Source organism: Vibrio sp. 1F263 (assembly GCF_041439035.1).
GTDB classification, from domain to species: domain Bacteria; phylum Pseudomonadota; class Gammaproteobacteria; order Enterobacterales; family Vibrionaceae; genus Vibrio; species Vibrio tasmaniensis_A.
In genome coordinates, this window is record NZ_JBGONI010000008.1 from 38,850 (window position 1) to 65,142 (window position 26,293).

General features: G+C 43.3%; 24 protein-coding genes and 1 pseudogene. 14 read left to right on the forward strand and 11 right to left on the reverse strand.

Going from position 1 to position 26,293, the window contains the following annotated elements; all coding sequences use genetic code 11:
- The first annotated feature begins 56 nt into the window (after positions 1 to 56).
- The 3 genes from soxR (at position 57) to ACED25_RS07590 (ending at position 1,517) form a co-directional block, all read left to right on the forward strand.
- Positions 57 to 497 carry a redox-sensitive transcriptional activator SoxR gene (soxR, locus tag ACED25_RS07580; protein ID WP_009847217.1) on the forward strand — a complete coding sequence of 147 codons (441 nt, stop codon included), beginning with the start codon at positions 57 to 59 and terminating at the stop codon, positions 495 to 497.
- Positions 498 to 651: 154 nt separating this feature from the next.
- A complete protein-coding gene (locus tag ACED25_RS07585) occupies positions 652 to 1,032 on the forward strand; it encodes a VOC family protein (RefSeq protein ID WP_009847216.1) in 381 nt (126 codons plus the stop codon).
- 83 nt (positions 1,033 to 1,115) lie between these two features.
- Positions 1,116 to 1,517: a globin gene (locus tag ACED25_RS07590; RefSeq protein WP_102249544.1), complete on the forward strand. Its 402-nt coding sequence runs from the start codon at positions 1,116 to 1,118 to the stop codon at positions 1,515 to 1,517.
- A gap of 60 nt (positions 1,518 to 1,577) precedes the next feature.
- On the opposite strand, the gene ACED25_RS07595 is transcribed toward ACED25_RS07590, so the two are convergent.
- Together ACED25_RS07595 and ACED25_RS07600 are read right to left on the reverse strand one after the other, a co-directional pair.
- The gene (locus ACED25_RS07595) at positions 1,578 to 2,162 is read right to left on the reverse strand and encodes a hypothetical protein (RefSeq protein WP_017098731.1); all 585 of its coding nucleotides are present in this window, start codon (positions 2,160 to 2,162) and stop codon (positions 1,578 to 1,580) included.
- A gap of 378 nt (positions 2,163 to 2,540) precedes the next feature.
- Entirely contained in the window at positions 2,541 to 3,308 is a 768-nt protein-coding gene (locus tag ACED25_RS07600) for a hypothetical protein (RefSeq protein ID WP_009847213.1), read from the reverse strand.
- Positions 3,309 to 3,447: 139 nt separating this feature from the next.
- Here ACED25_RS07600 and ACED25_RS07605 point away from each other — a divergent pair, with 139 nt between their 5' ends.
- Both ACED25_RS07605 and ACED25_RS07610 read left to right on the forward strand, forming a co-directional pair.
- On the forward strand, positions 3,448 to 3,837 hold the full coding sequence (locus tag ACED25_RS07605) for a DUF4345 domain-containing protein (RefSeq protein ID WP_009847212.1): 390 nt from the start codon (positions 3,448 to 3,450) through the stop codon (positions 3,835 to 3,837).
- A gap of 9 nt (positions 3,838 to 3,846) precedes the next feature.
- Positions 3,847 to 5,349 (forward strand): arylsulfatase, encoded by a 1,503-nt coding sequence (locus tag ACED25_RS07610; protein ID WP_135384759.1) that lies wholly within the window; start codon positions 3,847 to 3,849, stop codon positions 5,347 to 5,349.
- Positions 5,350 to 5,480: 131 nt separating this feature from the next.
- On the opposite strand, the gene ACED25_RS07615 is transcribed toward ACED25_RS07610, so the two are convergent.
- Positions 5,481 to 5,966, reverse strand: a complete 486-nt coding sequence (locus tag ACED25_RS07615; RefSeq protein ID WP_004736367.1) for an Lrp/AsnC family transcriptional regulator — start codon at positions 5,964 to 5,966, stop codon at positions 5,481 to 5,483.
- A 122-nt stretch (positions 5,967 to 6,088) separates the two neighbouring features.
- Between ACED25_RS07615 and ACED25_RS07620 the strand changes: the two genes are divergently transcribed.
- Positions 6,089 to 6,688, forward strand: a complete 600-nt coding sequence (locus tag ACED25_RS07620; protein ID WP_012604451.1) for a LysE family translocator — start codon at positions 6,089 to 6,091, stop codon at positions 6,686 to 6,688.
- A 144-nt stretch (positions 6,689 to 6,832) separates the two neighbouring features.
- Here the strand turns inward: ACED25_RS07620 and ahpF are convergent, their stop codons facing one another.
- Both ahpF and ahpC read right to left on the reverse strand, forming a co-directional pair.
- Positions 6,833 to 8,425 (reverse strand): alkyl hydroperoxide reductase subunit F, encoded by a 1,593-nt coding sequence (gene ahpF / locus ACED25_RS07625; RefSeq protein WP_122046400.1) that lies wholly within the window; start codon positions 8,423 to 8,425, stop codon positions 6,833 to 6,835.
- A 227-nt stretch (positions 8,426 to 8,652) separates the two neighbouring features.
- On the reverse strand, positions 8,653 to 9,210 hold the full coding sequence (gene ahpC, locus ACED25_RS07630; protein WP_004736364.1) for an alkyl hydroperoxide reductase subunit C: 558 nt from the start codon (positions 9,208 to 9,210) through the stop codon (positions 8,653 to 8,655).
- A 483-nt stretch (positions 9,211 to 9,693) separates the two neighbouring features.
- Here ahpC and ACED25_RS07635 point away from each other — a divergent pair, with 483 nt between their 5' ends.
- Both ACED25_RS07635 and ACED25_RS07640 read left to right on the forward strand, forming a co-directional pair.
- Positions 9,694 to 10,185: a VOC family protein gene (locus tag ACED25_RS07635; protein ID WP_371695016.1), complete on the forward strand. Its 492-nt coding sequence runs from the start codon at positions 9,694 to 9,696 to the stop codon at positions 10,183 to 10,185.
- A 307-nt stretch (positions 10,186 to 10,492) separates the two neighbouring features.
- Positions 10,493 to 10,945 (forward strand): septal ring lytic transglycosylase RlpA family protein, encoded by a 453-nt coding sequence (locus tag ACED25_RS07640; RefSeq protein ID WP_371695017.1) that lies wholly within the window; start codon positions 10,493 to 10,495, stop codon positions 10,943 to 10,945.
- Between the two features lie 108 nt (positions 10,946 to 11,053).
- On the opposite strand, the gene ACED25_RS07645 is transcribed toward ACED25_RS07640, so the two are convergent.
- A complete protein-coding gene (locus tag ACED25_RS07645) occupies positions 11,054 to 11,605 on the reverse strand; it encodes a hypothetical protein (RefSeq protein WP_017096917.1) in 552 nt (183 codons plus the stop codon).
- A gap of 269 nt (positions 11,606 to 11,874) precedes the next feature.
- Between ACED25_RS07645 and ACED25_RS07650 the strand changes: the two are divergent.
- A pseudogene (locus ACED25_RS07650) lies at positions 11,875 to 11,994 on the forward strand (manganese-dependent inorganic pyrophosphatase); the annotation flags it as partial.
- A gap of 410 nt (positions 11,995 to 12,404) precedes the next feature.
- On the opposite strand, the gene ACED25_RS07655 reads toward ACED25_RS07650, so the two are convergent.
- Complete coding sequence (locus tag ACED25_RS07655) at positions 12,405 to 13,676, reverse strand: lipase family alpha/beta hydrolase (protein WP_371695018.1); 1,272 nt, start codon at positions 13,674 to 13,676, stop codon at positions 12,405 to 12,407.
- A 360-nt stretch (positions 13,677 to 14,036) separates the two neighbouring features.
- Between ACED25_RS07655 and ACED25_RS07660 the strand changes: the two genes are divergently transcribed.
- The 5 genes from ACED25_RS07660 to ACED25_RS07680 all read left to right on the forward strand — a co-directional run bounded on the left by ACED25_RS07660 (position 14,037) and on the right by ACED25_RS07680 (position 19,249).
- Positions 14,037 to 14,459 (forward strand): hypothetical protein, encoded by a 423-nt coding sequence (locus ACED25_RS07660; protein ID WP_371695019.1) that lies wholly within the window; start codon positions 14,037 to 14,039, stop codon positions 14,457 to 14,459.
- A 56-nt stretch (positions 14,460 to 14,515) separates the two neighbouring features.
- Entirely contained in the window at positions 14,516 to 16,612 is a 2,097-nt protein-coding gene (locus ACED25_RS07665) for a protein-disulfide reductase DsbD (protein ID WP_009847200.1), read from the forward strand.
- Complete coding sequence (locus ACED25_RS07670; RefSeq protein ID WP_009847199.1) at positions 16,609 to 17,136, forward strand: protein disulfide oxidoreductase; 528 nt, start codon at positions 16,609 to 16,611, stop codon at positions 17,134 to 17,136. Before ACED25_RS07665 ends, ACED25_RS07670 begins: the two co-directional genes overlap by 4 nt.
- 10 nt (positions 17,137 to 17,146) lie before the next feature.
- Complete coding sequence (locus ACED25_RS07675) at positions 17,147 to 17,872, forward strand: DsbA family protein (protein WP_009847198.1); 726 nt, start codon at positions 17,147 to 17,149, stop codon at positions 17,870 to 17,872.
- A gap of 897 nt (positions 17,873 to 18,769) precedes the next feature.
- The gene (locus ACED25_RS07680) at positions 18,770 to 19,249 is read left to right on the forward strand and encodes a hypothetical protein (protein ID WP_012604442.1); all 480 of its coding nucleotides are present in this window, start codon (positions 18,770 to 18,772) and stop codon (positions 19,247 to 19,249) included.
- A gap of 140 nt (positions 19,250 to 19,389) precedes the next feature.
- Here ACED25_RS07680 and ACED25_RS07685 read toward each other — a convergent pair whose 3' ends face one another.
- The 4 genes from ACED25_RS07685 to ACED25_RS07700 form a co-directional block, all read right to left on the reverse strand.
- Entirely contained in the window at positions 19,390 to 21,543 is a 2,154-nt protein-coding gene (locus tag ACED25_RS07685) for a TonB-dependent receptor (protein WP_102249532.1), read from the reverse strand.
- 604 nt (positions 21,544 to 22,147) lie between these two features.
- A complete protein-coding gene (locus ACED25_RS07690) occupies positions 22,148 to 23,104 on the reverse strand; it encodes a GntR family transcriptional regulator (RefSeq protein ID WP_371695020.1) in 957 nt (318 codons plus the stop codon).
- Between the two features lie 278 nt (positions 23,105 to 23,382).
- Positions 23,383 to 25,380: a Fe(3+)-hydroxamate ABC transporter permease FhuB gene (fhuB, locus tag ACED25_RS07695; RefSeq protein ID WP_371695021.1), complete on the reverse strand. Its 1,998-nt coding sequence runs from the start codon at positions 25,378 to 25,380 to the stop codon at positions 23,383 to 23,385.
- Positions 25,380 to 26,291 carry an iron-siderophore ABC transporter substrate-binding protein gene (locus ACED25_RS07700; RefSeq protein ID WP_371695022.1) on the reverse strand — a complete coding sequence of 304 codons (912 nt, stop codon included), beginning with the start codon at positions 26,289 to 26,291 and terminating at the stop codon, positions 25,380 to 25,382. Before ACED25_RS07700 ends, fhuB begins: the two co-directional genes overlap by 1 nt.
- Between the last annotated feature and the right edge of the window lie 2 nt (positions 26,292 to 26,293).

The window sequence follows — 26,293 nt, forward strand, 5'->3', positions numbered from 1 at the left end:
TTATTCTAAAGTTAAAGTAAGCTTTAAATATTTATGATCTCAAGGATAGTGTAACAATGAGAAACATCGTATATCTCACCATAGGCCAATTGGCGGAGCGAAGTGGTGTGGCACCTTCAGCGCTGCGCTTTTATGAAACCAAAGGGTTGATTGCTTCGATTCGTACTAACGGAAATCAACGCCGGTATCAGTCGGCGATGTTGAGACGAATTGCGTTGATACAAGTCGCGCAGTCGATAGGCTTCACGCTCGAAGAGATCACCGAAGAGTTATCAACACTGCCAATGAACCATACCGCGACTAAGCGAGATTGGGAACGCGTTGCGAAGAAATGGCAGGGGCAACTGGACAGCAAGATGGCGCAGATTAAATCGCTACAAGAAAACCTAACTGGTTGTATTGGTTGCGGGTGTTTGAGTATGCAGAAATGCCAATTGTTGAACCCTGAAGATATTCTGCATGACCAAGGACAGGGCGCACAACGCATTGTTGATTAGACTAACTGAGTTCCTGAAAGACATGGAGCAACGGGCTAAGTTTTAGCTTTTACTCAATGGGTTAAGCAACAGTTGTGGCCGAATAGCGTGCCTAGACAATCACGAATTATAGGTCTAGTTTATGTGGTTCTTTCAATAAAAGAAGAGGTTAGTTATGTTCAGCCATGTTTTTCTCGGTACCAAAGATATTGAACGCGCGAAGGCTTTTTATGACCCAATCATGAAAGTGCTTGGTTATAGCGAAGGTTCTGTTGATCCCAAAGGGCGCTGTGTTTACGTTAGCCAAACGGGTGTGTTGGGTTTAACGAAGCCGATTGATGGTCAGCCTGCGACTCACGGCAACGGTATGACGGTGGGTTTTCTTGCATCCTCCCCAGAAGTTGTAGATGAGTGGCATCGTGTTGGCGTCGAAAATGGCGGTACCAGTATTGAAAATGGCCCCGGAGCGAGAGGTTCTGACGAGCGTCGCTTGTACATGGCTTATTTGCGAGATCCTGATGGAAACAAGATCTGTGCAACTCACTTTATGCCATAGTGGCGTATACTTATACCATAATGGCTTATACTTAGATGACATGGACTGTTAAGGATCGTTGGCGAATGCGAAGAACCAACAAAATGACACCTAATGAACTGTTTTATGAAAGCTTTGAGCGTTGCAGGATCGATGAAGAATTTCTAGAAACATTTTTGGCGGACTTCTGCGAACACAACCCTAGGTTTTCAGAGCGATTTGAAAACATAGGGTTAGAGCAACAAACCAAGATGCTTAAAGCTTCAATCATCCTTATCTATAACTCTGCAGGTCTGCCGAGCGTACGAAACTCGGTGAGAAAGCTTGGGAAGCGACATAAAGATTTAGGCATGGATATTTCTGAGCAAGAGCTCAACGAGTGGTTTAATTCCTTGCTCAATACGGTTAAAAAATACGATCCACTTTATGATGAAAATGTCGAACAAGCTTGGGCACATACCTTGGAAACAGGACTTGCTATCATGAAGAAAGAGTGTGTAGTCTGAATCAAAAAATGTACAAAGTAAGCCCCACACAACAAGAGGCTTACTTTTTTATCGACTCAATTAAAAGGTAAAGCCTGCTTGGATACTCAGTACCGACTCAGCGGTATACCAACCAGTACTTCCGCCGAACTCATACCAATCAAATCCAGCTCGAGTCACAAACTTGGAGTGGCCGAAAACTGGTTTTAGTGACTTGTATTCTGCGCCGATGCCGTAAGTTAAGCCAAAATCACCATGGGACCCTTTGTGGACTTCATTATTATCGCTAGATCGGAACACCAATTTGGTATCTGAGTGTGCGTAAAACGCGCCCGCCTTACCATAAACAGCGAAGTTTTCGCTGAAGCTGTGCTTATACATAGGTGTTAATGAGAGCATTAAAGAATCGAACTCTTGCTCTGTTTGAAGCACCTTGTCACCATTATAGCTAGTAGACTTATCGTCAGTGCTGATAACAAGTAACGTCGATTCAATATACCAATTGCTTTGAACGATCTGGCTACCTAACGTGAATTGAGCGCCAACGTCACCGCTATCCATACCTACACCACCTAATGTGTACATTTCGTTTGATGCGAAAGCTGAAGTTGATGCGATCCCCGTAACTGAGGCAATCGTAAGAGCCGCTAAGACTAATTTTTTCATTGTTTTTACTCTGGTTTGTAAATTTCGGGAGAGGATTTTAGCGGCATTTTCAAAATAAAAAACACTGTTCGAATGGGCAGTGGTAAGATTAAATGAAGATTAAATATCTCAAAACATAAGCCTGTATTTCCATGACCTAAAATTACAATTTTTTAGATGGATCAAATGCGCGGTGTGCGAGAGTTAGTCTATGATTTAATGGGTTTTCTATGAGGGAGGGCGGTGCATGTTTCACGCAGAAAAACCTCTGGCGACGGAGGTCATCACCAGAAATAAGAATCATTCGAGGCTTACGTTTTAATTGAAATTAAATCCAAATGACCAATGTTGGGTTGGCATTGGATTGGCCGAGGGTTCTAACACGTTACGATAATCGGATTAAAAGTGAGCAGCCCAACCAATCAGGAACCCTTGCGATGCGGTATCGTATTCAAAGGTACCTTTGTTTTCGTAATCAACCCAAGTGGATTTATACGCCAGATTTAAATCCGACCAGTCGTTAATTTGATAGCGAGCGCCGGTTAACAGAGATGAGGTAAAGTCGGTATCGCTTCCAAGGCCCATATCTAAGCTCGTGTGCACAGTCCAATTTTTGTTGAGTTCCTTGGTCCAACGAACGCCTATCAGATAATCAATCCAATCTTCTTCTAAAGATCTTGAATTCAGGGTTGTCCCGCTGTTTGTATAGAGTTTGGAATCAATATCGTTATCCCACCAGCGTAATCCAACCATATAATCAATGGCACCAATGTCGTATTGGTAGCGTTTAAAGCCTTTTGCTTCTAAAACGCCTTGTCTGATCTCAAGCTTGCCATTAAGAATACCTGTGTTGCCGATGATTGAATCTGACTTTCCGCTCAGTTTCATGTAGCTGTAGTCAACGTAATAACCCCACTGATTGTTATAGATCCCCTCTAGTCGAAGCATCGCTCCCATATCCAAATGACCCATGATGAATGCAGGGTCGACATCAACATCGCTAGAAATATCACCAATTGTTGTATTACCACGGATATTTAAAGCAAGCGCATAAATTTCTATGCTGTGTTGCCACTTTTTCGTGTCCGATTGTGAACTTGCTTCTTGTGCATTTACGGTTGAACTAACAGCCAACGCTGATGCGAGTAGGTAATGCCATTTAGCCATATTGATATCCTTATCTTCGATGTGAAATAGCACGAATGTGAATGTGTGTTTTAACTATCCATTTTTCACATATGCAACTTGTATATTGCTGATTGTAGACTATGTTTTTTGAAAAGAGCCAAATTAAAAGAGTAAGGATATGAAGCCACAAAGCATTTTTTTGTTCGTTGCTGTTTTGGGTTTAACACCGATTGCGTTGTCGTACGGTTATGCCCCCGTTGTCTCCCTTGATTATCTTTTCGGAATTGATGCTAGCCCTATCAATGTCACTCATATCTTTCGTGCTGTGATGGGGTTGTACTTAGCGTTGGCTCTGTTTTGGATAGTAGGGGCGTTACTAAAGAAATACCGACTGCCAGCACTCTACAGTTTGGTGGTCTTCATGTTGGGTTTGGCTGCCGGCCGAGTCATTAGCTTGTTGATAGATGGCATGCCTCACTGGCTACTTGTCGTCTATCTACTATTGGAGCTTGGCTTTGGTTTGGTAGGAATAAAAATGGTTCACAAAGAGCAATCTGAAACAGTATAAGGACATTCTATGAAAAGGATTTTCCACCTTGTTGTGATGAGTGTGTTGAGTAGCTTTTCGCTATCAGCATGGTCAGCACAAGAGCAACCGAATATTTTTGTTATCTTCACGGATGATATTGGAATATCAAACCTGAGTACTTATCACAATGGTGTGATGAGTAGTGAAACACCGAACATTGACAGTATTGCTGAAAAGGGCATGCTACTGACGGATTATTATGCTCAACCTTCTTGTACGGCGGGTCGTTCTGCATTCTTAACGGGTCAACTCCCTGTTCGAACAGGCATGCACTCAGTTGGGTTACCGGGTGGCCCAGTTGGTTTAAGTGCCGACACGCCAACGCTTCCGGAAATCCTTAAAACCATGGGTTATGTCACGGGGCAGTTTGGCAAAAACCACCTTGGTGATAGAGATGAATTCTTACCGACAATGCACGGTTTTGATGAGTATTGGGGTTGGTTGTATCACTTGAATGCAATGGAATACACAGAAGATCCAGATTGGCCAAAAGATGGATCTTTGGATGCGTTTGCACCTCGTAATGTTATTTATGCAAGATCAGACGGTAAAGGTGGTCAAACGATTGAAGACGATGGTGCATTGTCGATCGAGCGTATGCGTACACTCGACGATGAAGTAAATAAACATGCGATCAACTTCATCGAAAGGGCGGTTGAAGCGGATAAGCCATTCTTCACTTGGTACTGTCCATCACGTGGTCACGTTTGGACGCACCTGTCACCTGAATACGAAGCTATGCTTGGCCAAAACGGTTGGGGACTTCAAGAAGTGGTCATGAAAGATCTTGATGACCATGTTGGTGAAATGATGGCCAAAATGGAAGAACTCGGTATTGCCGATAACACCATCATCATTTTCACTGCGGATAATGGTCCTGAGATCATGACTTGGCCAGATGGCGGTATGACACCTTATCACGGTGAGAAAGGCACAACTTGGGAAGGTGGCGTAAGAGCCCCTGCACTGGTTAGCTGGCCGGGTAAAATCCCAGCGGGTACTGTAGGCAATGGCATCTTTGATGGTATGGATTGGTTACCCACTCTTGTCGCTGCGGCTGGTGGTCCAACGGATCTAAAAGAAAAACTGCTGAAAGGTCACGATGGCTTTAAAGCGCACCTTGATGGTTACAACCAAGTGGATATGCTGACTGAGAAAGGTGAGTCAAACCGTAAAGAGATCTACTACTACGAACGAGACAAGCTGCAAGCGGTTCGTGTTGGTGATTGGAAGGCGCACTTTGTGGTCCAAAATCATGGCTGGAGTGGTCCGAAAGAGGAGCTAAATGCACCATTACTGTTTAACTTACGTCGTGATCCATACGAGAGAGCGGCGGAAGAGTCGGGCATGTACTTGAAGTGGATGGGGCAAAAAATGTGGGCATTTGGTCCTGCTCAAGCTGCTGTACAACAACATCTAGCAACCTTCCAAGAGTGGCCCCCAGTGACACCAGATTTACCAGCTGAAAAAACAGGTGGTGTGGGTAACTAATACGCACTTGTAAAAACTAAGTGCCCGGTTAACAAACCGTTGACTGGGCATTTTTTGTTTGGTCTATCAATCTTTTCTTTGAGTAAAAATAAGCCCGAGTTAATAGAGTTCTGAGTAGATGGTAGCGCAAGCTAATCCCCAAGAGGCAACTTATAGCTGTTTTTCAACTCTTTAACCGAGATATTCGACTGAATCGCACTTACACCTTTTACTCGTCTGATCGAGCTAATACGCTCAAAGTACTCTTCTAAATCTTTCGCTAGCACTTGAATCATATAGTCGGCGCCGCCTGCAATACAGTGACACATAGGAATCCAATCGGTTACTTCGACAAACTCTTCAAACGGTTCTGTGTTTTCTACTTCATGGTTACCTAAGGTCACAAGAGTAAAACCAGCCACATGAAAACCAAGCTTTTTGCGGTTTAGCTTCGCGGCGTAACCATCGATATAACCCGTCTCTTCCATGCGTTTCCAACGGCGCCAACATGGGGTTTCGCTGAGGTTCACTTTCTCTGCGAGCTTGCTGTTGCTCATGCGTCCGTCTTGTTGGATATGTTCTAAGATGGCGATATCTGTGTCATCTAACACTTCTTTGGTGGATTCTTTCTGTTTCATGGTGTTTTTGGGAAAGTCTTGCTCAAATTTGCATTAATATTAGCCTATATAGCAATTTAATTCCTAGTCGAATCTGTAAACTCTCTCCGTATAAATACTTTACTTATTAGGAGTGAGAGGAAATGAGCTCTCAATTAATGCTGGCGTTCTTGCTATTTTCAACATCAATTGCAATTACACCTGGGGCAGGCAATATCGCATTACTTGGGATTTCAAGTCGTTATGGATTTGCTGCGACTTTACCTTTTATCTCTGGGAACGCTGTTGGCATCATCATCGTACTGGCAGGATCCAGTGTCGGATTGGTGAGTCTATTTACCCTTTACCCAGATCTTTATAACATTTTGAAATACGCGGGTGCGGCTTACTTGCTGTTTATGGCGTGGTCGATTGCGAACATGCAAATCGAAGAAAGCACGACTGATAATCGCTCGGGCTTTATGTCAGGCGTGTTAGTGCAGGTGTTGAACCCTAAAGGTTGGATTGCTTCATTAACCGTGTTTTCGCAGTTCATCACCCCGAATGCAGATTACTTGATCCAAGTAGTGACTATTATCGCGGGTATGGTTATTACCGGTGTGCCGTGCATGTTGGTGTGGGCGTATTGCGGCACCATGCTGAAAAAATTACTGCAATCACCAAAACAGATGATGTTTGTGAACCGTTGCTTGGGTGGAAGCTTAGCGATGGTGGTTGCCTTTATGCTTTATCAACCGGCATAAATCACAAAGAAAAAACCACTCCTAAATCCATAGGAGTGGTGTCTAAATGTCGACTAAGTCGTTAACAGTAAAGAAATAAGTTAACAAATATTTAAGGAACTTGAGCTAAAAGCTTTTAAGCCTAGAAGCTTTTAAGTTTGAAGCTTAAGCCGTTTCAGCCTCTTTAACTGGAGCTGAGTTACGGATTAGGTGGTCAAATGCACCTAAGCTTGCTTTTGCACCTTCACCCATTGCAATGATGATCTGTTTGTAAGGTACGGTTGTTACGTCACCCGCTGCGAATACACCTTTCATTGATGTTGCGCCATGAGCGTTAATTTCAATTTCACCGCGTGGTGAAAGCTCTACCTTCGAACCCTTCAACCATTCGCTGTTTGGCATCAGGCCGATTTGAACAAAGATACCTGCTAGTTCAATCTGTTTAAGTTCATCGGTGTTGCGGTCTTTGTATTCCAGACCGGTTACGCGGTTGCCATCACCAATCACTTGCGTTGTTTGCGCCATCTTGATGATTTCGATGTTTGGTGTTGCGTTCGCTTTGTCGATAAGCACTTGGTCGGCACGCAGTGTGTCTGCAAATTCAAGTACGGTTACGTGTTCAACGATACCCGCTAAATCAATTGCCGCTTCGATGCCTGAGTTACCACCACCGATAACCGCTGTTTTCTTACCTTTGAATAAAGGACCGTCACAGTGTGGGCAGTAAGCTACACCTTTATTGCGGTACTCTTGCTCACCCGGAACGTTCATTTCACGCCAGCGAGCACCGGTACTTGTGATAACCGTGCGAGCTCGTAGTGTTGCGCCGCTCTCTAGCTCTACGTGGATGTAACCGTCTTCAGTGTTTTCTGCCGCAATGATGTTTGCAGCGCGCTGCTCAGTCATCACTTCAACACCGTACTCTTTTACGTGCTCTTCAAGGCTGGCCACTAACTTAGGGCCAGTTGTCGCTTTCACTGAGATAAAGTTCTCAATCGCCATCGTATCCATCACTTGACCACCGAATCGGTCAGCAACCACACCGGTACGAATGCCTTTACGTGCCGCATAGATAGCGGCTGAAGAACCCGCAGGGCCACCACCGACAACCAATACATCAAACGGTGCTTGTTGGTTTAGGTTTGCTGCTTTCTTTTCTGCTGCGCCTGAATCGACTTTGTTAAGGATTTCAGCCAGTGACATACGGCCTTGACCAAATAGCTCACCGTTAATAAACACGCTTGGTACTGCCATGATGTCGCGAGACTTCACTTCGTCTTGGAATGCTGCGCCATCAATCATCGTTGTCTTAACTAGAGGGTTAATCGCCGACATCATGTTGAAGGCTTGAACCACTTCTGGACAGTTTTGGCATGAGAGCGAGATAAAAATCTCTACATTAAGCTCTTGATCGAGTTCTTTAATTTGCTCGATTACGTCCGCTTCAAGCTTGATAGGGTGACCACCGCTATGAAGCAGTGCTAGAACCAGTGACGTAAATTCGTGACCCATTGGCAAACCGGCAAAACCGATCGCTGTGCCTTTCTCTTGGTTCACTACCTGCATGATTGGGCTGCGCGTGCTTGCGCTATCATCACGAGTTACTTCAATTTTGTCGGTTAAAGATGCGATGTCATTCGCCAGATCTTGAAGTTTGTTTGCGGTGTCGCTGCTATCAAGGCTCAGCACTAACTGAACATTGGTTTTTAGGTTTTCTAGGTATGCTTTTAGCTGCTGCTTCATTGCTTGATCTAACATAATCGTGCCTGCTCTTAAATTCGGTGTCTTGGTATTGACCAATACCTTCTTGCTGAAAAAGGGAAATAAAAAGGGGGCGCAAGTCGGCAAATATTGTGGTGTTGATGTTTTGAAAGGGTGGCGCGCGACTGCCCTTTAGGAGGGGGGCCGAAGCGCGCCTGTAGAACCGTTTAACTGTTCTGTTTTACTCGTTCTTTCTTGGCTATTCTTGTTTAGCTAGGCTTAGATTAAATCTTGCCTACTAGGTCTAGAGATGGTGCTAGAGTCTCTTCGCCTTCTTTCCATTTAGCTGGGCATACTTCACCTGGGTGAGCGGCTACGTATTGTGCTGCTTTAACCTTGCGTAGTAGGTCTTCAGCGTCACGGCCGATGCCTTCAGCTGTGATTTCCATTGCTTGGATAACGCCTTCAGGGTCGATTAGGAAAGTTGCACGGTCTGCAAGGCCCTGACCTTCACGCATAACGTTGAAGTTGTTGGTGATGTTGCCTGTTTGGTCGCCTACCATGAAGTATTCGATAGTGCCGATTTTGTCAGAAGTATCGTGCCATGCTTTGTGAGAGAAGTGCGTGTCAGTTGATACTGAGAAAACTTCTACGCCGCGAGATTGAAGCTCTGCGTATTTGTCTTGTAGGTCAACTAGCTCAGTTGGACATACAAACGTGAAGTCTGCTGGGTAGAAGAAGAATACAGCCCACTTGCCTTTAACGTCTTGCTCAGTGATTTCTACGAATTCGCCGTTTTTGAATGCTGTTGCGTTGAATGGTTTGATTTCTGTGTTGATCATGATTCGACTCTCTTTCTAATTTGTAGTGTTTAACGCTATCCCGCGTCGATGGAGCTATATTGCATTCGCACCGAAAATTAGTGAAATCGGACATTTCTATAGATTCAATAGGCAAATCCTATCTTCGTAAGAAGATCGCTATCGACAAAAACTATCGATAAAAGTTATCAAACTAGGGCTACGTTCTATTTGGGTAGCTATGCTCTTTAGGCTGTTCTCTATTTCGGCTTATCTCTATTCACGTAAGCCTCTATGTATCTATGTATCTATGTATCTAAGTAGGCAAGTAGGCAAGGGCAGGCGTGGCTTCTTTAAGCGAGCTGGGATTTGATGCTAAATCTGTAAATAACAAAAAATTATCATTAATATAATTTATAATAATTTCAGTTAATCGTTACATCTCCATATACTCTCTCCATCGAAACGAAACATCGAAGCCAGTCTTCGAAACGCACAGAATTAAAAACGAATTTGGAGCAAGTTATGAAAATGAATCACGTAGGCATCATGGTAGGCGACATGGACAAAGCAGTAGAGTTTTACACTAAGGCTCTGGGTCTAAGAATCCTAATGAACAACACTAAGGTTATGGAAGAACGCGAATCAGCAATCGGCCGTATGTGTATCGCAGTATTTGGTGAAGGCTTCAAAGGCTTCAACATTGCACACCTAGTAACATCTGATGGTATCGGTGTTGAGCTGTTCGAAATGAAAGATCGTCAAGAGCGTCACGAAGTAGACTTCTCTCGTCTAGGCATCTTCCACTTCTGTCTACAGCTTCCAAAAGAGCAGTTTCATTCAGCGATTAAGCGTGTTGAAGAGTTTGGCGGTAAGGTTCGTATGGACATCATGCGTTACCACCCAGAAGACGAACTAAAACAAGCACAAATGGTTTACCTAGAAGACCCGTTTGGCAACCTGTTCGAATTCTACTCGCACACATACGAAGACACGTACGCGACTGACTACGAGTAATCGCGTTACTACCTTCCATAAGGTAGAAGAACCGAAACACCCCCTAAAGAGGATTGGTAGAAATACCAATCCTTTTTTGTGTTTGGATGTTTGGTTGAGTGACTTATCTATATGAAGTGATTAAGAAAGGTACAGATTTAAGGCGTTGCTAAAGTTGACGTTTTGAAGATAAAACCTTTCATGAAAATGACGGAAGAAAGCGTAGTTTATGGAAATATTGCGGGCTCATACCGAATGGTAGCCTTGACTGAGCTGTGACTATACTCAGCACAATATTACTAACCAACAACAACGAAAATAGAGAAACATGCAGAGATTAGCGTTCCCAAATCACATGAAAAAACGACATATCATCTTTACCGCTCTTATTCTTATGATATTAGCTGGATGCACCTCAACGTCGGCTGTCGGCAGTTCTAAAACAAAGGACTATGCCAAGTCACATGCTCTTGTGGGTAAAGCTTCTTGGTATGGCGATAAATTCCATGGAAAACTCACAGCAAGTGGTGAGACATACAACATGAATGCCTACACAGCGGCTCATAAAACCTTGCCCTTTGGGACGATCGTGAGAGTGACTAACACTGCCAATAATAAGTCTGTCGAAGTTAAAATTAACGATCGAGGCCCTTACGTAAAAGGCCGAGTGATTGACCTCTCGCATAAGGCATTTGCAAAAATCGGCAACGTTAAACAAGGTACAGTGCCTGTCAAAATTGAGATTGTTGATGACAGCAATACCTTTAGGTATAAGCACTAACCAACTTCAAGTATTCCTTTGAATTGTCAACCACTACTATAAACGGTACTAAGAGCTAGGCCGGTACTGGTTAGTAATCAAAAGTGAAGTTGTATTCGTTAAACAGGCTCACATCTTACTAAACTTGTGAGACATAAAATGGCCTACGGTTAAGTTGGGAATATAGAATTGAGTCGCTCCGCCAGGTAAGCCTTGCGAATTACCTCTCATTTCAAGAGCTGTATTTCTTTTGGATTGTGAGCCTGTATCAATCCGGTCCATCCCTTTAAAACCGCCAAACCAAGCATAAACCGGAGATTTTAGTCTCATCTCCAATAAGTAATCCAATGAACTCCAGTTCTCTTTGATAACTGAGGTCAAACGTCCCCATTCTCTAAGAGATACGCCATTACGCTGCGCAATTTTTTTCTTTTGTTCTAGTCCTGCATCATGTTGGAAAGGGTCGGTTGGTGACCACCATGGTGAGAGTGTGGTCTCGTCTGTAATTTCACCTCGCCCTAAAGTTGGATAACCATTAAATTTATATATCGATGTCCCAGCTGGAAGGAGTTCTCTAGTGGGTTGGCCATATTGTAATTGAAAGGCATCTCTTACAAATGTTCCAGGGCCAGTTGGTATAGAGCCAACAATACTCCAGTCTAAATTATGATTTAGTATCACTTTAATACTCCTGCGCGATTCATTATAAATAATTGAATTTGCGAATCGAATAACTGTCTGAAAAATAGCTATTATTATTTGTTTACAATATCATCACCAAGTATTACCTAGTAATATCACTCAGCGTTCATATATGTTCGGTTTCAATGTATTTGACAAGTGCGTTGGAGGCATGAGTTGATTCGCTATGTCTATATTTCCCCGTCGAAAATCTACATATAGGATGAGGATGATTAGGACTAAAAATAAGTGAACTTAGGTGAATTAAGGAGATTAAAAAATCGGCTTTCAATGCTGAACCAACAAGCGACATGCTGACTTTGGAGGGCGTCACTTCTCGTAAGCGCCAGATTGGCCCTGCGGTTCAAAAGGCAATTGAGAGCTTGTAAGCAGAAAGAGAGTTTGGGAAAGGGGTTGGTAGAGACCCCCCCTTTTTTTGATAAGCTAATTAACTTGGACTTAAGGACTAAATTCACCAGTGTTTTCGTTGGCAAAATACTAATACCCGCATTGTATAAATATGGTAAAAAGTAGAGTTTGGTTGTTTATATGAAGTGTATAAATATAAATTTCTTTTTATTTGAGTAGAAATGCATTTTCTGTTGTCCAAAACACACAATGTTTCTACCTAAAGGATTTTATTCTGTATGAGAAAACTAATAATAACTGCTCTTTGTCTTTATATATCTGGCTGTGCAACCAACGGTGCTGTCTGCATTCCTACAGGAGTTAGTATTTACTGTGGTAGTGGTGTCTAAATAAACAATATCAATAGTGGACAACCAATAGTCAATTAATCTTAAAAATTATTTCCATTAGAATTATAGCCTTGTTCGGTTCTCAACCAAAACTTAGAAAGATCTTCAAACAAGTCGTCGTTGTCTAAGATGCTTAAATGGTTTTCATCGTAACCAAGAATTTGGTCGGCGTTTAATTGAGCTGGGCGCGAAAGCTGGCTTGATAGGTCAATTACGCCATCATTACTGTTGGTATTAAATAACTCCCCTGAATTGTATCCAAACGCTAAAAAGTGCGGGGTATGGTTTTTAGTTTTACTACCAAATAACTCGGCGATAAATTTTCCGTCTGGATTTAAATCTACCCAGGCTGGCATCACGATAGGGGAGTATTCAACTCCTTGCTTGGCGGATGCCACACCCCCAAACGGGGAAGATATGGTGGTGATGCTACTGACAAAATTGCACAACTGCCCGATTTGGCACTGACGAACACTGTTTGTCACGATAAGCCCACCCATGCTGTGTGCCACCACGTGTAATTGTTGGATCTTGTATTCCGTCACTATGGTATGCAGCAGGTTATTTAAGCCTTTCGAACTTAAAACCAGAGATAAGCCAGAAGGGTAGTTGAATACCCATATTTGGTATTTAGATTGATCGATTTTTTCGATTAATGGAGCAAAATCTAAAGCGGTTGCGTTGATACCATGTACAAATAGGATAGGGATTTTAGTTGGGTCGTATTCCGACAAAAAGTAGAGTCCAGCATTCCCTTCAAAAAAGAATGTTACTGGCTGCCACATGCCGAGCTTAGCGTTTTCTCGCTTAAAGGGCGGATCCGTTAAACTCACAACAGTGCCTATATCGACAAGATCCAATTCCACTTTCAGTAAAGAGGACAGTGAGTGATTAACAAAGGCTCTGGGCGCTTTGTTTTCGTCAATGGCGAGTGAAATTCTTACTGTAGAATTGTCTTGGTGATCGTGTAGATTAACGACACTGAATGGTTCGTCAGCTTGTAGGGTTAAATCTTGGTTTTTATCATCAAAGACAAGTAGGTAGTGTATTTTTCTAGATAGCTGCAATTGAATACTGTCGCTATCTATTATGCCGTCGTAGCCATCAACTTCGCTTTTATTGATATCTTTTATCTGTTGAATAACGACGGCTGAGCCCGACGCTGGTTCGGTCAAAATGATTTGGTACTGGTCGGTATAGGCATCAATTGCGTCTATCTCATTCGATAGATTTCTAAAATTACTGCACCCTGATAGCACTGAACTGAGTAACAATGCTGAACTGAAAAATATTGCAGTAAGTAATCGCCTCATTCTAATTTCATCCCCATATCAACAAGCTTCGTTATTCAATCAATAATTTTTATACATAAACAAACAGCATGAGTTTAATACTAGCAAGAAAACAGAGAGTTAGGTCATACGTTGTTCTTGAGCATGTATTGTCTTGGTCCGAGTTTACTTAGTTCACGCTGCTCGACCGCGGTATGGCTGATGTCGATTGTCTTTTCGATACTGATTGTCTTTCCGACCCTGATTGTTGGTATATGATTTTTACGATTCTCAATCGCTTTGATTCATGAAAATTATCGGCCATACGAAAAAATTGAACTTTATTATTTGAGTTAAGTCGTATTGCTACGTTTACCATCACAAGACATCTGCAGTTTAGATATGATCTCAAGTCGAAACACACATCAGCTAACTCGTAGCGCACTATTATTAGTGGGTTGGGTTATCTGTTTCTGTCTCGCCAGTAATATGAGTTTTATCCAAAGCTGCAAAGTAAATTATGACAACAGTGATTCTGCTATTTCTACTGCCGTGCAGGCAAACAAGATTAGCGATGGTGGCGTTTTTATTGATGGGGCATCTCAATCCCAAGACGGCCAATCCGTCCAAAAATGTGAGTTATCAGAACACCTGATAAATTTTGATCACCACCAAGTCAATGATCAAGCTATATTCACGTACTTCATACTCGTTGTCGTCGTATTGTGGCTGCTAAGTACTGTCCCGTATTTCTCTCCCTTCACTGAGCCAATCCTCCACAAAGGTAGGCGCATCCATCTCAAGATCTGTGTCTTTAAAGAATGAAAATAAGAGCGTTTAACTAACACTCATATTATTCATTTTTTAAGGAAAAATTAGACATGCCTAAAAGCAAAATGTCATTGCGCTTTGTTGTGCTTTGGCTATTCGTTGCGTTGTGTTCAACATTCACTGTGAACGCAAGTGCGAGCGAATCGATGACTCCTGTTACAACGGGTTGGATGCAAGACAAGTTACATCCGTATGTAGAAACGCGTTTTGTCATGACAGGACAAATTAATAAAGAAGATAAAACCGCGGCGGGTTATCTGGAAGTGAACCTTTCTGATGAATGGAAAACTTACTGGAGAAGTCCTGGCGAAGGAGGCATTGCGCCCAAAATTAAATGGGCTGACTCTAAGAACGTTTCGCAACTGCAATGGTTTTGGAAGTTTCCTCAACGCTTCAACTTGCTCGGCATAGATACGCTAGGCTACAAGCACAACATCATCTTTCCGATGAATCTTCATATCGATGATATGAACAAACCTGTTGAGCTCCATGCAGTGCTGACGATGTCTTCATGCACCACCATATGTATTCTCACGGATTTTGACATCAACTTGGTGTTTAACCCAAGTGAGATGACCGTGAATAACGACGCGATGCTTGTCTACGCAAAAGCAATGAGCGAAGTGCCGAAAGACTCACCGCTTGTAGAGGGTACATCTACGATTTGGGATGCTCACAAGTCGCAACTTCAAGTTATTGCTACACATAAAATTGGTTGGACTGCACCCGATATAATCGTGGATGGTGATTCAGATGAAATGCAAGATGCTGAATTTGGTATTCCTCACATTGAAATTGAAGGTAACCAAGCCATTGCGACTTATGACGTAAGCAGCTGGATGGGCACACCCGATCTCAACAACCAACACATTCGTGTCAGCATCAAAGACAAAGACTTCATTACAGAATACCCAGCCACTGTTACCAACGGCATAGTGGGTAATAGCTCTATGATAAGTATGGTGCTTTTGGCGCTATTAGGTGGGTTGATTCTCAATATCATGCCCTGTGTATTCCCTGTACTTGGAATGAAACTGAGTGGGGTTATTTCTGCTCAAGGCATGGCAAGAAAACAGGTTAGGTTCCAATTCCTTGCATCTGCGAGTGGCATCCTCGCATCCTTCTGGTTAATCGCCACTTTCTTGGCTGTGTTAAAAATATCAGGCAGCGTTATCGGTTGGGGAATTCAGTTCCAAAACGGTTGGTTTATCGGTGGGATGTTTATCGTCACAGCCCTTTTCAGCGCCAACATGTTAGGGCTTTTCGAGATCCGTCTTTCATCGAATACCAATACGTGGATGGCAACCAAGGGAGACAGTAGTTACGTCGGACACTTTACACAAGGCATGTTCGCAACGCTATTGGCTACGCCATGTTCTGCTCCATTTCTTGGGACAGCCGTTGCATTTGCTCTTGCCACGACTATCCCGACGATGTTTGGTATTTTCACCGCACTTGCCGTTGGTATGGCACTTCCATGGATCATCGTTGCTGCATTTCCATCGATAGCTTTGGCGCTGCCTAAACCAGGAGCATGGATGAACCGTGTTAAATACCTGTTCGGCGGAATGATGCTAATCACTAGCGTTTGGCTCTTTAGCTTGCTTCGACCTCATGTCCCTCAATTGTGGCTATACGCAATACTGGCGGTCAGTGTTTGCCTATTGCTTGTCAGGTTGGTTCAAGTGCATGGAATCAAGACTGCGGGTGCTGTTGCCTTGCTGCTGTTGAGTGTTATCTCTGCCTCGTTATTTGTCGAGAAGGCAACATCCAAAATTCTGCCACCAGAACCTGAGTGGGAAGCTTTGTCGACCGTAGCCATTGATGATCATGTTGCTAACGACAAAGTAGTTTTCGTTGATGTTACCGCTGATTGGTGCGTGACTTGTAAAGCAAACAAGATCGGGGTTCTCTTACAAGATCCTGTTTACAGCGTATTGACTGAAGGTGATGTAGTGCCGATGGAGGGCGATTGGACAGTCCCAAGTGATAGTGTCACGTCATACCTACAAGATCACAACCGTTTCGGTGTTCCGTTCAACATGGTTTATGGCCCTAACGCTCCGGAAGGTATTGAGCTTCCTGTCATCTTAACCAGTGATGCGGTGATGGAAGCCATTGAGAAAGCAAAAGGTGGTGACGAATGATGAGAAAAAAAGCTAAGGCAAAACCTCAGTCCAAAAAGCAGAAGTTGAGATCGGCATTACTGTATACCTTGTTCGCATTGGTCGTGGTCTTTGGTGTTGATTATTGGCGTACAAAAGACGTTCCAATGCAGAACGTTCCGCCAATGGTTGGGATGTCGTTATCCGGTAAACCGATAGATGTAATAGAGATGAGTAAGAAAGAGCCGGTATTAGTTTATTTTTGGACGACATGGTGCGTCGCCTGCAAATTTGTGACGCCAGTGGTTGATTGGTTTTCATCGAGCTATCCCGTCGTTGGTGTATCACTGACTTCGGGTAAAGATGAAAGAGTTCAACGCTATATGAATGCTAAAGGGTATAGCTACGACAACATTAATGACACTCAAGGTAAAATTGCACGCGATTGGGGAATCTCCTTAACGCCAACACTCATTGTTATTAATGATGGAAAAGTAACAAGTGTTACTTCAGGAATTACTACGCCAATAGGTATCGCAGCCCGACTTTGGTTAGCTAAGTATTAATGGGAAAAATATGAAATTCATTACAAAAAGCATCATCACACTATTGGTTACTCTGGCTTTCTCACCCGTCACTTTCGCAATGACAAAACAAGAAAAAATTGCCGAGATAACGCAAATGCTAGAAACGAACGAAGGTATTATCGATTCAGTTCACGACAGTCTAGCTGCTTACATAGATCAACAAAGTAGCTTTGATAAAACGTTAGTTGAGAGTCATGACTTTATTTATAACAACCCACATCACCCTTGGTATGGTTCCGAACATCCAAAACTGACGATCGTAAATATGACTGATTTTAGTTGCCCGTGGTGTAAAAAATTAGACCCTGTTCTTCGAAAAATAGCGGATGAGTTCCCTAATGACATCAAGGTGATAAATATTTATATCCCTCTAAAGGAGAGAGATTCGCCATTGAACTCAGCAACTTTTGGACTCAATGTCTGGAACAATGACAAAGAAAAATACAAAGCAGTTGAAGAGATGTTGATCAGTAAGCCTGGTATTCACAACGTTCGTTCGATAATGAAAGTAGCGAAGAAGAACAAAGCCACCGATTATGTTTCTTCAGACAGTGAAATAGCGATTGAAGTTGCTGAAAACTATAACTTATTTACGAGGCTAGGTGTTCGGGGTACACCAGCGATGCTAATTGATGGAACATTGCTCCCCGGCTACTTGCCATACGAAAAACTATATCCAATAGTAAAGGCTAAGCTAGAAGAGAAAAGTAAATAGAATAAATTTACGATAACTTAAGTATTATCTTTGATGGATAAAAAGCCCTATTGATTAGGGCTTTCTATCATTTAAATATTAATTGTAAAAGTAGATTACAAATTAATAAACAATATACAACGCAGCTAGTCCAAATATGCCTAGAAAACTCAGAACACCACATGTCGAGTACAACAACAGTCTCATTGTTAATTCCTGATTACAAAAAATGATTAATAGTATTTACTTTATAAATTGTCTTATGTGCAATTTAAGGGCGAGGGGTTGACAAGGTTATATTAAAATAGCACCTCCAGATAAATTATCATTTAACATTTAGTTAGAGTTTCCCATGCTGAAATAATTCCCTTTACTCTGTGTTTTTTACGAAGTAATTAGAGGTTGTTTATGTTTAATTTTTACAGGTTGCTATTCCATTTCATTTCTTGTGTGGTTGTTATTTGGGTGGGTAATACGTGAATGTAAATTAATTCATAGAGTGGGAATTAACTCGAAAAACGGAAACTAACTCGTAGAATGGAAGTTAATTTATCCAATCTGGGTGATCAAGTTATCCTCGATGAGGACTGATACGCTCTCGATTAAGTTGTTATCAACACCGTTAAATACGTTCACGTTAGTGATTAGCTTTTTCATAGTCTGCACCTTTTGGAAATGAGTGTGTGTCGCTGATGGAGTCATCATATGGGGGCAGCATTTGAAGAATGGCCATTTGGTGACGGTGATGAATTGGGTGTGTTTTTGCTATTGCTATAAGAGAAGGAAGGGGGATTTCTGTCGAATCATTAATTTGAATAATGATTATTGGTGGTGTCACAAAATGGTAAGTTTTGCTCCTTTTCGAGCGCTAAGATGTATTTCAAATCAAGGCGACTTATCAAATTAGAGAGAGACAGAATGACTAAATCAGACAAAGTTTACGGGTTCAACACACCACAACGTCTATTTGTAGGTTACACGTTAGCTGTGCTGGTGGACTTAGTGGTACTTAACTTTTTCGATGAGTACTGGGACTTCGTCAACATTGAGTCTTTCACTATTTCTTTGATAGCAGCGTTATTACTGCAGTTATTGTTGAAGCTCTCTATTGGCTTAGAGCACAAGATTGCTGAGCACTTCAAAAGTAAACCGGGTACCGCGCCTAAGGTTTATCGCGCCATCACTACTTATATCATCTTGGTGGGTTCAAAGTTCGTGATGCTAGAAGCGATTAACTTATTGTTCGGCGAGAAGGTGAGCTTTACAGGCCCTTGGAATGGTGTAGTGGCGTTCTTCGCCGTGGTATTTACGATTCTCATTGCTGAAGTAATTGTATCGAAGATCTACTTTGCGCTTGATGATAAACAAGAATCAAACTTGAAAGAAAAGACAGCTTAAGCATAAGTAGAGTTAAACATAGGGGAGTTCGGAATGAACCCTCAATTGAAAAGGGTTGGCATGTTTGCCAACCCTTTTTGTCTTTTAGCTATCCCACACTTTAGAGTAAGCGACTAATTCAGCTTATGCAGACCGATTAATTAGTACTTAACTTGGTAGTTCAGAGTGTAAGTACGGCCGCGGCCTTTGTAGTCATACGCTGCTGAGTCGTAATGAGACGAGTAAAGGATTTGAGCACGTTGACCCCAAACAGTGGTGTAGTCTTTGTTCAGTAAGTTTTGAATACCAAAACCTAGACTACCGACAGGAAGCTGATAGGTACTCACTAGATCAAACACGGTGTAGCCATCAAGTTTGTTTTTGTCGTCTTCGTAATCAAACATAGTTTGGCTTTGTACTTTTACAGATAGGTCTGTGTCATACCAACCTGCCCAAGCACTTGCTTTAGAAGTACTTGCACTTCCTGCAGATACATCTTTCCAACCGTCGTTACCTTTCACTTCAGAGGTGACGTAGTGACCAGAAGCGCCCAGTTGAATGTTGTCATGTACCCAGTAAGAAGCCATCGCCTCTAGCCCGTACACTCGCTTTTTGTCATTGATGTTTTCAATCAGCAATGTCTTTCTGTTGTACTTCACTGATTTGTCAGATTGTGAGTAATAAGCCGCGGTTTGCAAGCTTAGCTCGCCAGTATCAAGGCGGTAACCTAACTCGAAACTGTTGGTTTTGATACCAGACATTTTTGAGTCATTAACGTTGATGCTGTCGTTGAGTTTCCAGTGATCACCAACGAGCTTGTAGCTGCCTTGTCCGTAGTATTTAGCTGGGTCTGCAAGGTCGAAACCTTGCGAGAAGTTTGCCCAAACTTGAGACTCGTTATTAAGGTGGTAGATCGTACCTAGGTTAAATAAGCCAACACCGTAATCAGTTTCACCACCTGGTACTGCGTCTGCTGTTTTGCCTTTACCAGCAGCAATTTTCTTCTGCTGGCTGTAGCCGACAAAATCATCAATCTTGTTAGAGATGTATTGGTAGCGGAATCCACCTTCCACCGTCCAATCATCGGTGATCGCATAGTCAGATTGTATAAAGCCTGCGATAGAGCTGACTTTAACACCTGCATAGCGACCCACTTGTGCATAGGTCTTGTTGACTAGGTTGCCTGAATTGTTCGCAATGGTGCGATCGTAAAGCGCTTGATTGCTATCAAGCTGATCTTGATACGCATCGATACCATAAACAATATTGAACTTATTGAAGCTCTTAGCCAGTGCTGTTTTTAATGAAATAACATCGGTAATTTGTTGACCAGAAGATTGGAAGTAAGGCGTGTAAGTTTGGTCTTCTTTACGGTATGAAGCTTCAGCAATAAACTGATGCCCAAGGAATTGATCATCGACGTAAGAGGCACTCAGCATGATGCGCTCAGTTCCGTGTTCGCGATCCGAGTAAAACCCTTTACGTACGTCAACAAAATCGCGCCCGGTGATGTATAGACCGTAAGGAGAGTTTTGCTGGCTATCGTAATATTGTGCTAGGAAGTTGAGCTTTTTGGTCTCAGACAGGTTCACGCCGACAGTTGTCAGGAAATCTACCGTCTTGTTGAACTGCAGTGAGCCTTGTGAAATGTCAGGAGTAACAATATCGCCATCTGCATCGAATACACCTTGTGTCTCGGTGTAAACCACAGAAGAGCGAGCTTGAACTTTGTCGTTACCGCCAGAGATAGATTGACCGACTTTGTAATCGAAATCTTCACCTGAATTAAAGCCCGATGAGCCACCGACATAAGATTCGAATTCTAACTCTTCACCTTGTGCTTTTTTGGTGATGATGTTGATGACACCACCAGAAGCACCGGCACCGTAGATAGATGTTGCACCCGATAACACTTCGATGCGATCAATGTTAAATGGGTCGATTGAATCTAAGTGGCGGCTGATTTGGCGAGAGGATTGCAGTGATACGCCATCGATCATAACGAGCATCTTACGGCCACGTAGATTCTGACCATAGTTAGTACGAGCGCCGCTGCTTACATCTAAAGAGGGAATGCTCGCCGATAGAATTTCACCTAATGATTTACCACCACGGTATTCCTGTTCGATTTTATCTGCGTCGATGTACCAAACTGTTCCCGGAATATCGCTGATCGCTTTTGGTGTTCGGCTAGCGACAACCACCATGTTTTCTTCGGTTGTGTATTCTTGTGCTTGGGCTGTAAACACTGTGCTTGCTGCGACAATCGCTAGCGTAACGGTGGAAAGCTTGAAACTTCCTTTTTCGGTTTTCATTTTGTTCTCAATCTTGATCAATAAAAGGCTGCACAAAGACTCATATTTGTGCGATGACTTTGTTTTTTATAAGTAAACAAGCGTTCATCTTTACTGGTTAGTAATAAATGAAGCCTCCTAAATTAGAAAAGAGGTTAACAGTGGTCACTTACTTATGGCCCCAAACATACTCATCTCGATATCTTTCAAGCTTGTATACGTTCGCATTCACGCCACCTAAGCGGTTACTACTTCAATAGTTAAAGTACGAAGTATTATCGTTAAGTTTATCAATTCTAAATAAGAATCATTATTATTGTGTTTTTGTTGCGAAAATACAATATGAAAATGCAATTTTATTTTATAGATTTGGAAACACTTGTTTGCCGAGGGGGTTAGTCACTCGGGCGGAACAGAGCCAGTGCCTTGTTCCGCAAGTGTTTAAGCGGGTGTGATGCGTATAATTCAGAAGGTGTGAAAGTGCAGGTATTAGGGTTTGTTGATCTTTTGAATAAAATTTAACCACGAAAGGTAAACAGGTCCTCGTGTGTTCGTGAAGTCAGAATGACATTTTCGATGGTAGAAGGACACGATAAGGGCAGCCATGATTTGACTGCTCACGTAGTTAACTGTTTTTTGCCATGATGCTGTTGATTAAGCTTTCTCGCTGCTCCATAGAGACCGTCATTACGTCGTTGTAGGTGCGTTTCATGACTCGAATGTCATTTTCCAGTAGCTGAGCTAATTTTGTCGAGGCCGTTTGGTTGTCACCTTCTAGCACCAATTCGATGATCTCTAGGCGACGCTGGCACGATTTAGTGACCGAAGATTGAATGTGCATCGAGACGAGATCGGTCGCTTTACGTAGGCGATTATGTTGTTGCATGGTGCTCAATAAGAAGCGATTTCCTGAACATGCGGCAAGTTGCTCGTGAAACTCGGCACTGAGGCTAAAGAGTTGACTGGCGTTGACTGATTCTGGGGCGTTAATCGCTTGAGCATGGCGATCTCGGCAGCTTTCAATTGCACTGTTATCAAGTGTCCATGTTGGTTCGAGTAGGCCAGCAGGCTCGAAAATGAGTCGACAGCGATAACTTTCGGTGTGTCTTTCTAGGGTGTTCAACACACCATCAAGCTGCCATTTGTATCCTGGACTGCGACGAAAAATACCATCGCTTTCTAACAGGCGCAGTACGCTTTGCATCTCACCACGGTTGGCATCATAACGTTGTTGCAGGTCTTTCTCGGAAAACGACTGACCTAACTCACTAAAAAATAAATCCATGAGTACGCGCAGGTATAATTGTTCTTGGCGAGGTTGTTGGTCGTTGTCTTGGCCTGAAATTTCGATATCTGCCGCATCGGTTTGTAATACAGACCCTTTATAAGGGACGACTTTAGTGATGCCTTGCGCTGACAAGTGTTTTAGCACCGCTCGAATAGGGCTTCTTGATACTTCGAATTGCTGCGCCAAAGATGATTCATTTAGGCTGCTTCCCGCTTTCGCGTTGTCGGCTTTTAGCCTCGCTATGACCTTGAATAACAAATTTTGTTGGAGCTTTGTAATTGTCGTTGTGTCCATGACGCTCAGAGTATGTGTTTAATCTTGATTCCATGGTAAACACAAAAAGGCTTAAATACCATAAATTGTGTTTTTGTAACCAAAAGACAATGTTAATCAACCTGTTGCAATGGATAGGTTGGTTGGTAATTTAGCGGTTCGTTGGGAATTGATCGGTTATTGATAGCTTTATTGGCAAGTGTGTCAATGAGTAAGAAGAGAGCCCGCTTAAAGCCTCGACTGCAAATGGAGGCTTCAAACGGGGGCTTTAAGCGGAGAAAGTGACTTCTCGTGTGTGCTTATTTTCTCATTAGATAGAGGAAGTAGCCGCCACCAATCAGAGAGGCTAATAGACCTGCAGGGAACTGCCAAGGGAACCATAGCGTACGACCAATCCAGTCGGCAGCAACCATGATGATAGCGCCTAATAATGCTGCAGTGAGCATTTGAGGAATCGCGCGATATTGGTGAAGCGAACGCGCCATGTGCGGCGCCAATAATCCAATGAAACTTAATGGCCCAATGACGATGGTGCACAGAGTTGTTAGTGCCGCGACTAGCAAAAGCAAAGCCAATCGAACAGCGGTTGTGTTCATACCTAGGCTGCTTGTGGTGACGTCGCCTAAGTTAATCAGCTCTATCCAGCGATTCAAAGACAGCGCCACTGCACTGATGATGGTAACCCCAACGGCGAGCAAAATGACATCTTGATTAGCGACTAAATAAGTCGACCCTGAAAGCCAAGTGAGGAGCGCGGTTGCATTCTCATTACCCGAGCTCATTGTGATGCGCAGTAGAGCGTCGAGCCCTGCACTTAGCGCGATGCCTGTTAACAAGGTTTGCGTTGGGGCGAAATTGTGTTTTCTTCCCATTAACCAAACCACGGCAGTCACTGAAGTTGCGCCGAGTGTACCAAGCAGCATTTGCTCTTCTCGGCCGACTGCTGTGCCAAATAGTGTGCCGAGCACTAACGCCAGAGCAGCCCCTGAGCTGATCCCCAATACTTCGGGGCTCGCCATTGGGTTGTTTGAGATGCGTTGAATAATCGTGCCTGCAAACGCAAGCCCAATCCCTGCCAATAGCGCGACTAATACACGCGGTAGACGTAGATCGAATAGCGATGGGTTGAGTTCAACATTCCAGCCGAACTGGTTTTTACCTACTGTAAGGGCAAGAACACACATTGCCATCAATAGTACTGACATCGCGGCAAGTACTTTACGCGTACTGACGAATTTGTAGTGCTCAATGGTTTCACTGCGGTTTTTGAGATCGGACTGCAGCTTGGTACGTTGCAGTAACCACAATAAGAAAGGAGCACCCAGTAGCGCCGTCATTGCGCCGGTAGGGAGCAGTTCGCCACCGAAGCCAGAGAAGGGCTGAATCACTAAATCCACAATCAATAGAATGAAGCTGCCTACCAACCCGCTGACCAGAATCTGTTTCGCGAGTGCTCTTACACCGATAAGCCTAGCGATAGCAGGAGCCACAATGCCAACGAATCCGATTAAGCCTACTTCACTGACTACGGCTGCAGTAATAAAGATCGCCAACGATAAGCAAAGCAATTTGATTTGTTTGATGTTTACACCAAGCGAAGTGGCGACATTATCGCCAAATTGCAGCGCTGATAATGGACGCTGTAAAACCAGTAATAACAGCGTCGGGATCGAGACTAAAGGTATGAGAACCTGCACGCTCGACCAATCATTCTGATTCAGTACACCGGCACCCCAAACAAAAATACTGGTAAGCCGTTGTTCATGCAGCATGAGCAACATGGTGTTGAGTGAGCCTAAAAATAGGCTGACCACCATACCGGCTAACACCATGTGTAATGGTGAAAAGCCTCGTGCAGAACTTAAGGTAAAAACTAAGCCTGTTGCAAGGCAGCCCCCAATGAAAGCGGGAATAAACCCTGGGATAGCTAGGTTAGCAGGAATTAAAAGGATCCCTAATACCATGCCGAGTTCTGCGCCCGCAGCAACACCCAATGTGGTAGGTGAGGCAATGGGGTTACGCAGTACAAATTGCATCACACACCCAGCGACTGCCAGTGCAAAACCACAAATGAGAGCGACGGTAAGCCTAGGTAAATAGGTGAGGTGAGTAATCAGATGCTGATAATTTGAAGAATCAAAGTGAAACAGCGTATCCCAAATCAAGCCAACCCCTTGCGAGTAAGGAGCGGTAATTTGCAGTAGCGAGCTGATCAACAAAACAGCAGCGACAGGTAGTGCCGCTGCCTTGATACTGAATCGCCCGGTGACGGTTTTTTCGATCTTTGCGGTAGCCATTATTTTTGGATAAGCAGTTCGGTAATGTGGTCACTAAACCTTTGAGCGGCGATTAGCCCACCGAAGGTCCAGATGGTAGGAAGTTCGTAAACGGAGTCTGTACGCGTAAACGCCATCGCTTGCCAAAGAGGGGATTGAGTCAGTTTCTTATGCTCTTCTTCCGTTAGCGGGCCAAAGATCATCACATTCGTCTGTTGGTGTTCAGCGAGCCTTTCAGTACCTGTAGTGGTAAAACCCCAGAGGTTTGTCTGCTCTTGCCAGTCGTTTTTAAGACCCATGCTGCTTATGGTGGCTTGCGCTAATGAACCTTGGCTATGAATGCGTAAGGTTTTGTCGTTGATAAAGCGTGCAAAAATCAGTGGTTTGTCTGAGTTGCCTGCGGCACGTATTTTTTCACCATTATCGCTTAATCTCTTGTTTGTCTCATCAATCACTTGTTGGGCGCGTTGTGCTTTGTTAAATAGCTTGCCTAAAGAGAGGGTAACCGAAGTTGCGGATTCAAGAGGTTGTTTCTTTTTGCTGTAGACACTGTAAACCAAGACAGGTGCGATTTTATTGAGCTGGTGGTAGGCCGCCGCCATATGCTCGCTGATTAAAATGACGTCAGGTTCGAGTTCTGTTAGCAGCTCTAGGTTTGGTTCTCTTCGAGATCCCACATCTGTCACGTCTGCATTTAACGCAGGTTTTACCACCCATTGCTGATAACCTTGTGCGTCTGCCACACCTTGCAACTCAACGCCTAGGCTTAATACAGTTTCGGTGAGTGCCCAATCTAAAGCCACCACTTTTTTAGGTGTAGCATCGAAAGAGGCACTGCCCATTTCATGTTTGATTTCTAGTGCGTGAACGCTCTCTAGAGCAAGGGCGTTGAAAGCTAATACTGTGAACAGCATGGTGATGAACTTTTTCACAA

Coding starts and splice junctions, on each gene's coding strand:
- soxR (WP_009847217.1), top strand. CDS start 57: ATGAGAAACATCGTATATCTCACCATAGGCCAATTGGCGGAGCGAAGT.
- ACED25_RS07585 (WP_009847216.1), top strand. CDS start 652: ATGTTCAGCCATGTTTTTCTCGGTACCAAAGATATTGAACGCGCGAAG.
- ACED25_RS07590 (WP_102249544.1), top strand. CDS start 1,116: ATGACACCTAATGAACTGTTTTATGAAAGCTTTGAGCGTTGCAGGATC.
- ACED25_RS07595 (WP_017098731.1), bottom strand. CDS start 2,162: ATGAAAAAATTAGTCTTAGCGGCTCTTACGATTGCCTCAGTTACGGGG.
- ACED25_RS07600 (WP_009847213.1), bottom strand. CDS start 3,308: ATGGCTAAATGGCATTACCTACTCGCATCAGCGTTGGCTGTTAGTTCA.
- ACED25_RS07605 (WP_009847212.1), top strand. CDS start 3,448: ATGAAGCCACAAAGCATTTTTTTGTTCGTTGCTGTTTTGGGTTTAACA.
- ACED25_RS07610 (WP_135384759.1), top strand. CDS start 3,847: ATGAAAAGGATTTTCCACCTTGTTGTGATGAGTGTGTTGAGTAGCTTT.
- ACED25_RS07615 (WP_004736367.1), bottom strand. CDS start 5,966: ATGAAACAGAAAGAATCCACCAAAGAAGTGTTAGATGACACAGATATC.
- ACED25_RS07620 (WP_012604451.1), top strand. CDS start 6,089: ATGAGCTCTCAATTAATGCTGGCGTTCTTGCTATTTTCAACATCAATT.
- ahpF (WP_122046400.1), bottom strand. CDS start 8,425: ATGTTAGATCAAGCAATGAAGCAGCAGCTAAAAGCATACCTAGAAAAC.
- ahpC (WP_004736364.1), bottom strand. CDS start 9,210: ATGATCAACACAGAAATCAAACCATTCAACGCAACAGCATTCAAAAAC.
- ACED25_RS07635 (WP_371695016.1), top strand. CDS start 9,694: ATGAAAATGAATCACGTAGGCATCATGGTAGGCGACATGGACAAAGCA.
- ACED25_RS07640 (WP_371695017.1), top strand. CDS start 10,493: ATGCAGAGATTAGCGTTCCCAAATCACATGAAAAAACGACATATCATC.
- ACED25_RS07655 (WP_371695018.1), bottom strand. CDS start 13,676: ATGAGGCGATTACTTACTGCAATATTTTTCAGTTCAGCATTGTTACTC.
- ACED25_RS07660 (WP_371695019.1), top strand. CDS start 14,037: ATGATCTCAAGTCGAAACACACATCAGCTAACTCGTAGCGCACTATTA.
- ACED25_RS07665 (WP_009847200.1), top strand. CDS start 14,516: ATGCCTAAAAGCAAAATGTCATTGCGCTTTGTTGTGCTTTGGCTATTC.
- ACED25_RS07670 (WP_009847199.1), top strand. CDS start 16,609: ATGATGAGAAAAAAAGCTAAGGCAAAACCTCAGTCCAAAAAGCAGAAG.
- ACED25_RS07675 (WP_009847198.1), top strand. CDS start 17,147: ATGAAATTCATTACAAAAAGCATCATCACACTATTGGTTACTCTGGCT.
- ACED25_RS07680 (WP_012604442.1), top strand. CDS start 18,770: ATGACTAAATCAGACAAAGTTTACGGGTTCAACACACCACAACGTCTA.
- ACED25_RS07685 (WP_102249532.1), bottom strand. CDS start 21,543: ATGAAAACCGAAAAAGGAAGTTTCAAGCTTTCCACCGTTACGCTAGCG.
- ACED25_RS07690 (WP_371695020.1), bottom strand. CDS start 23,104: ATGGACACAACGACAATTACAAAGCTCCAACAAAATTTGTTATTCAAG.
- fhuB (WP_371695021.1), bottom strand. CDS start 25,380: ATGGCTACCGCAAAGATCGAAAAAACCGTCACCGGGCGATTCAGTATC.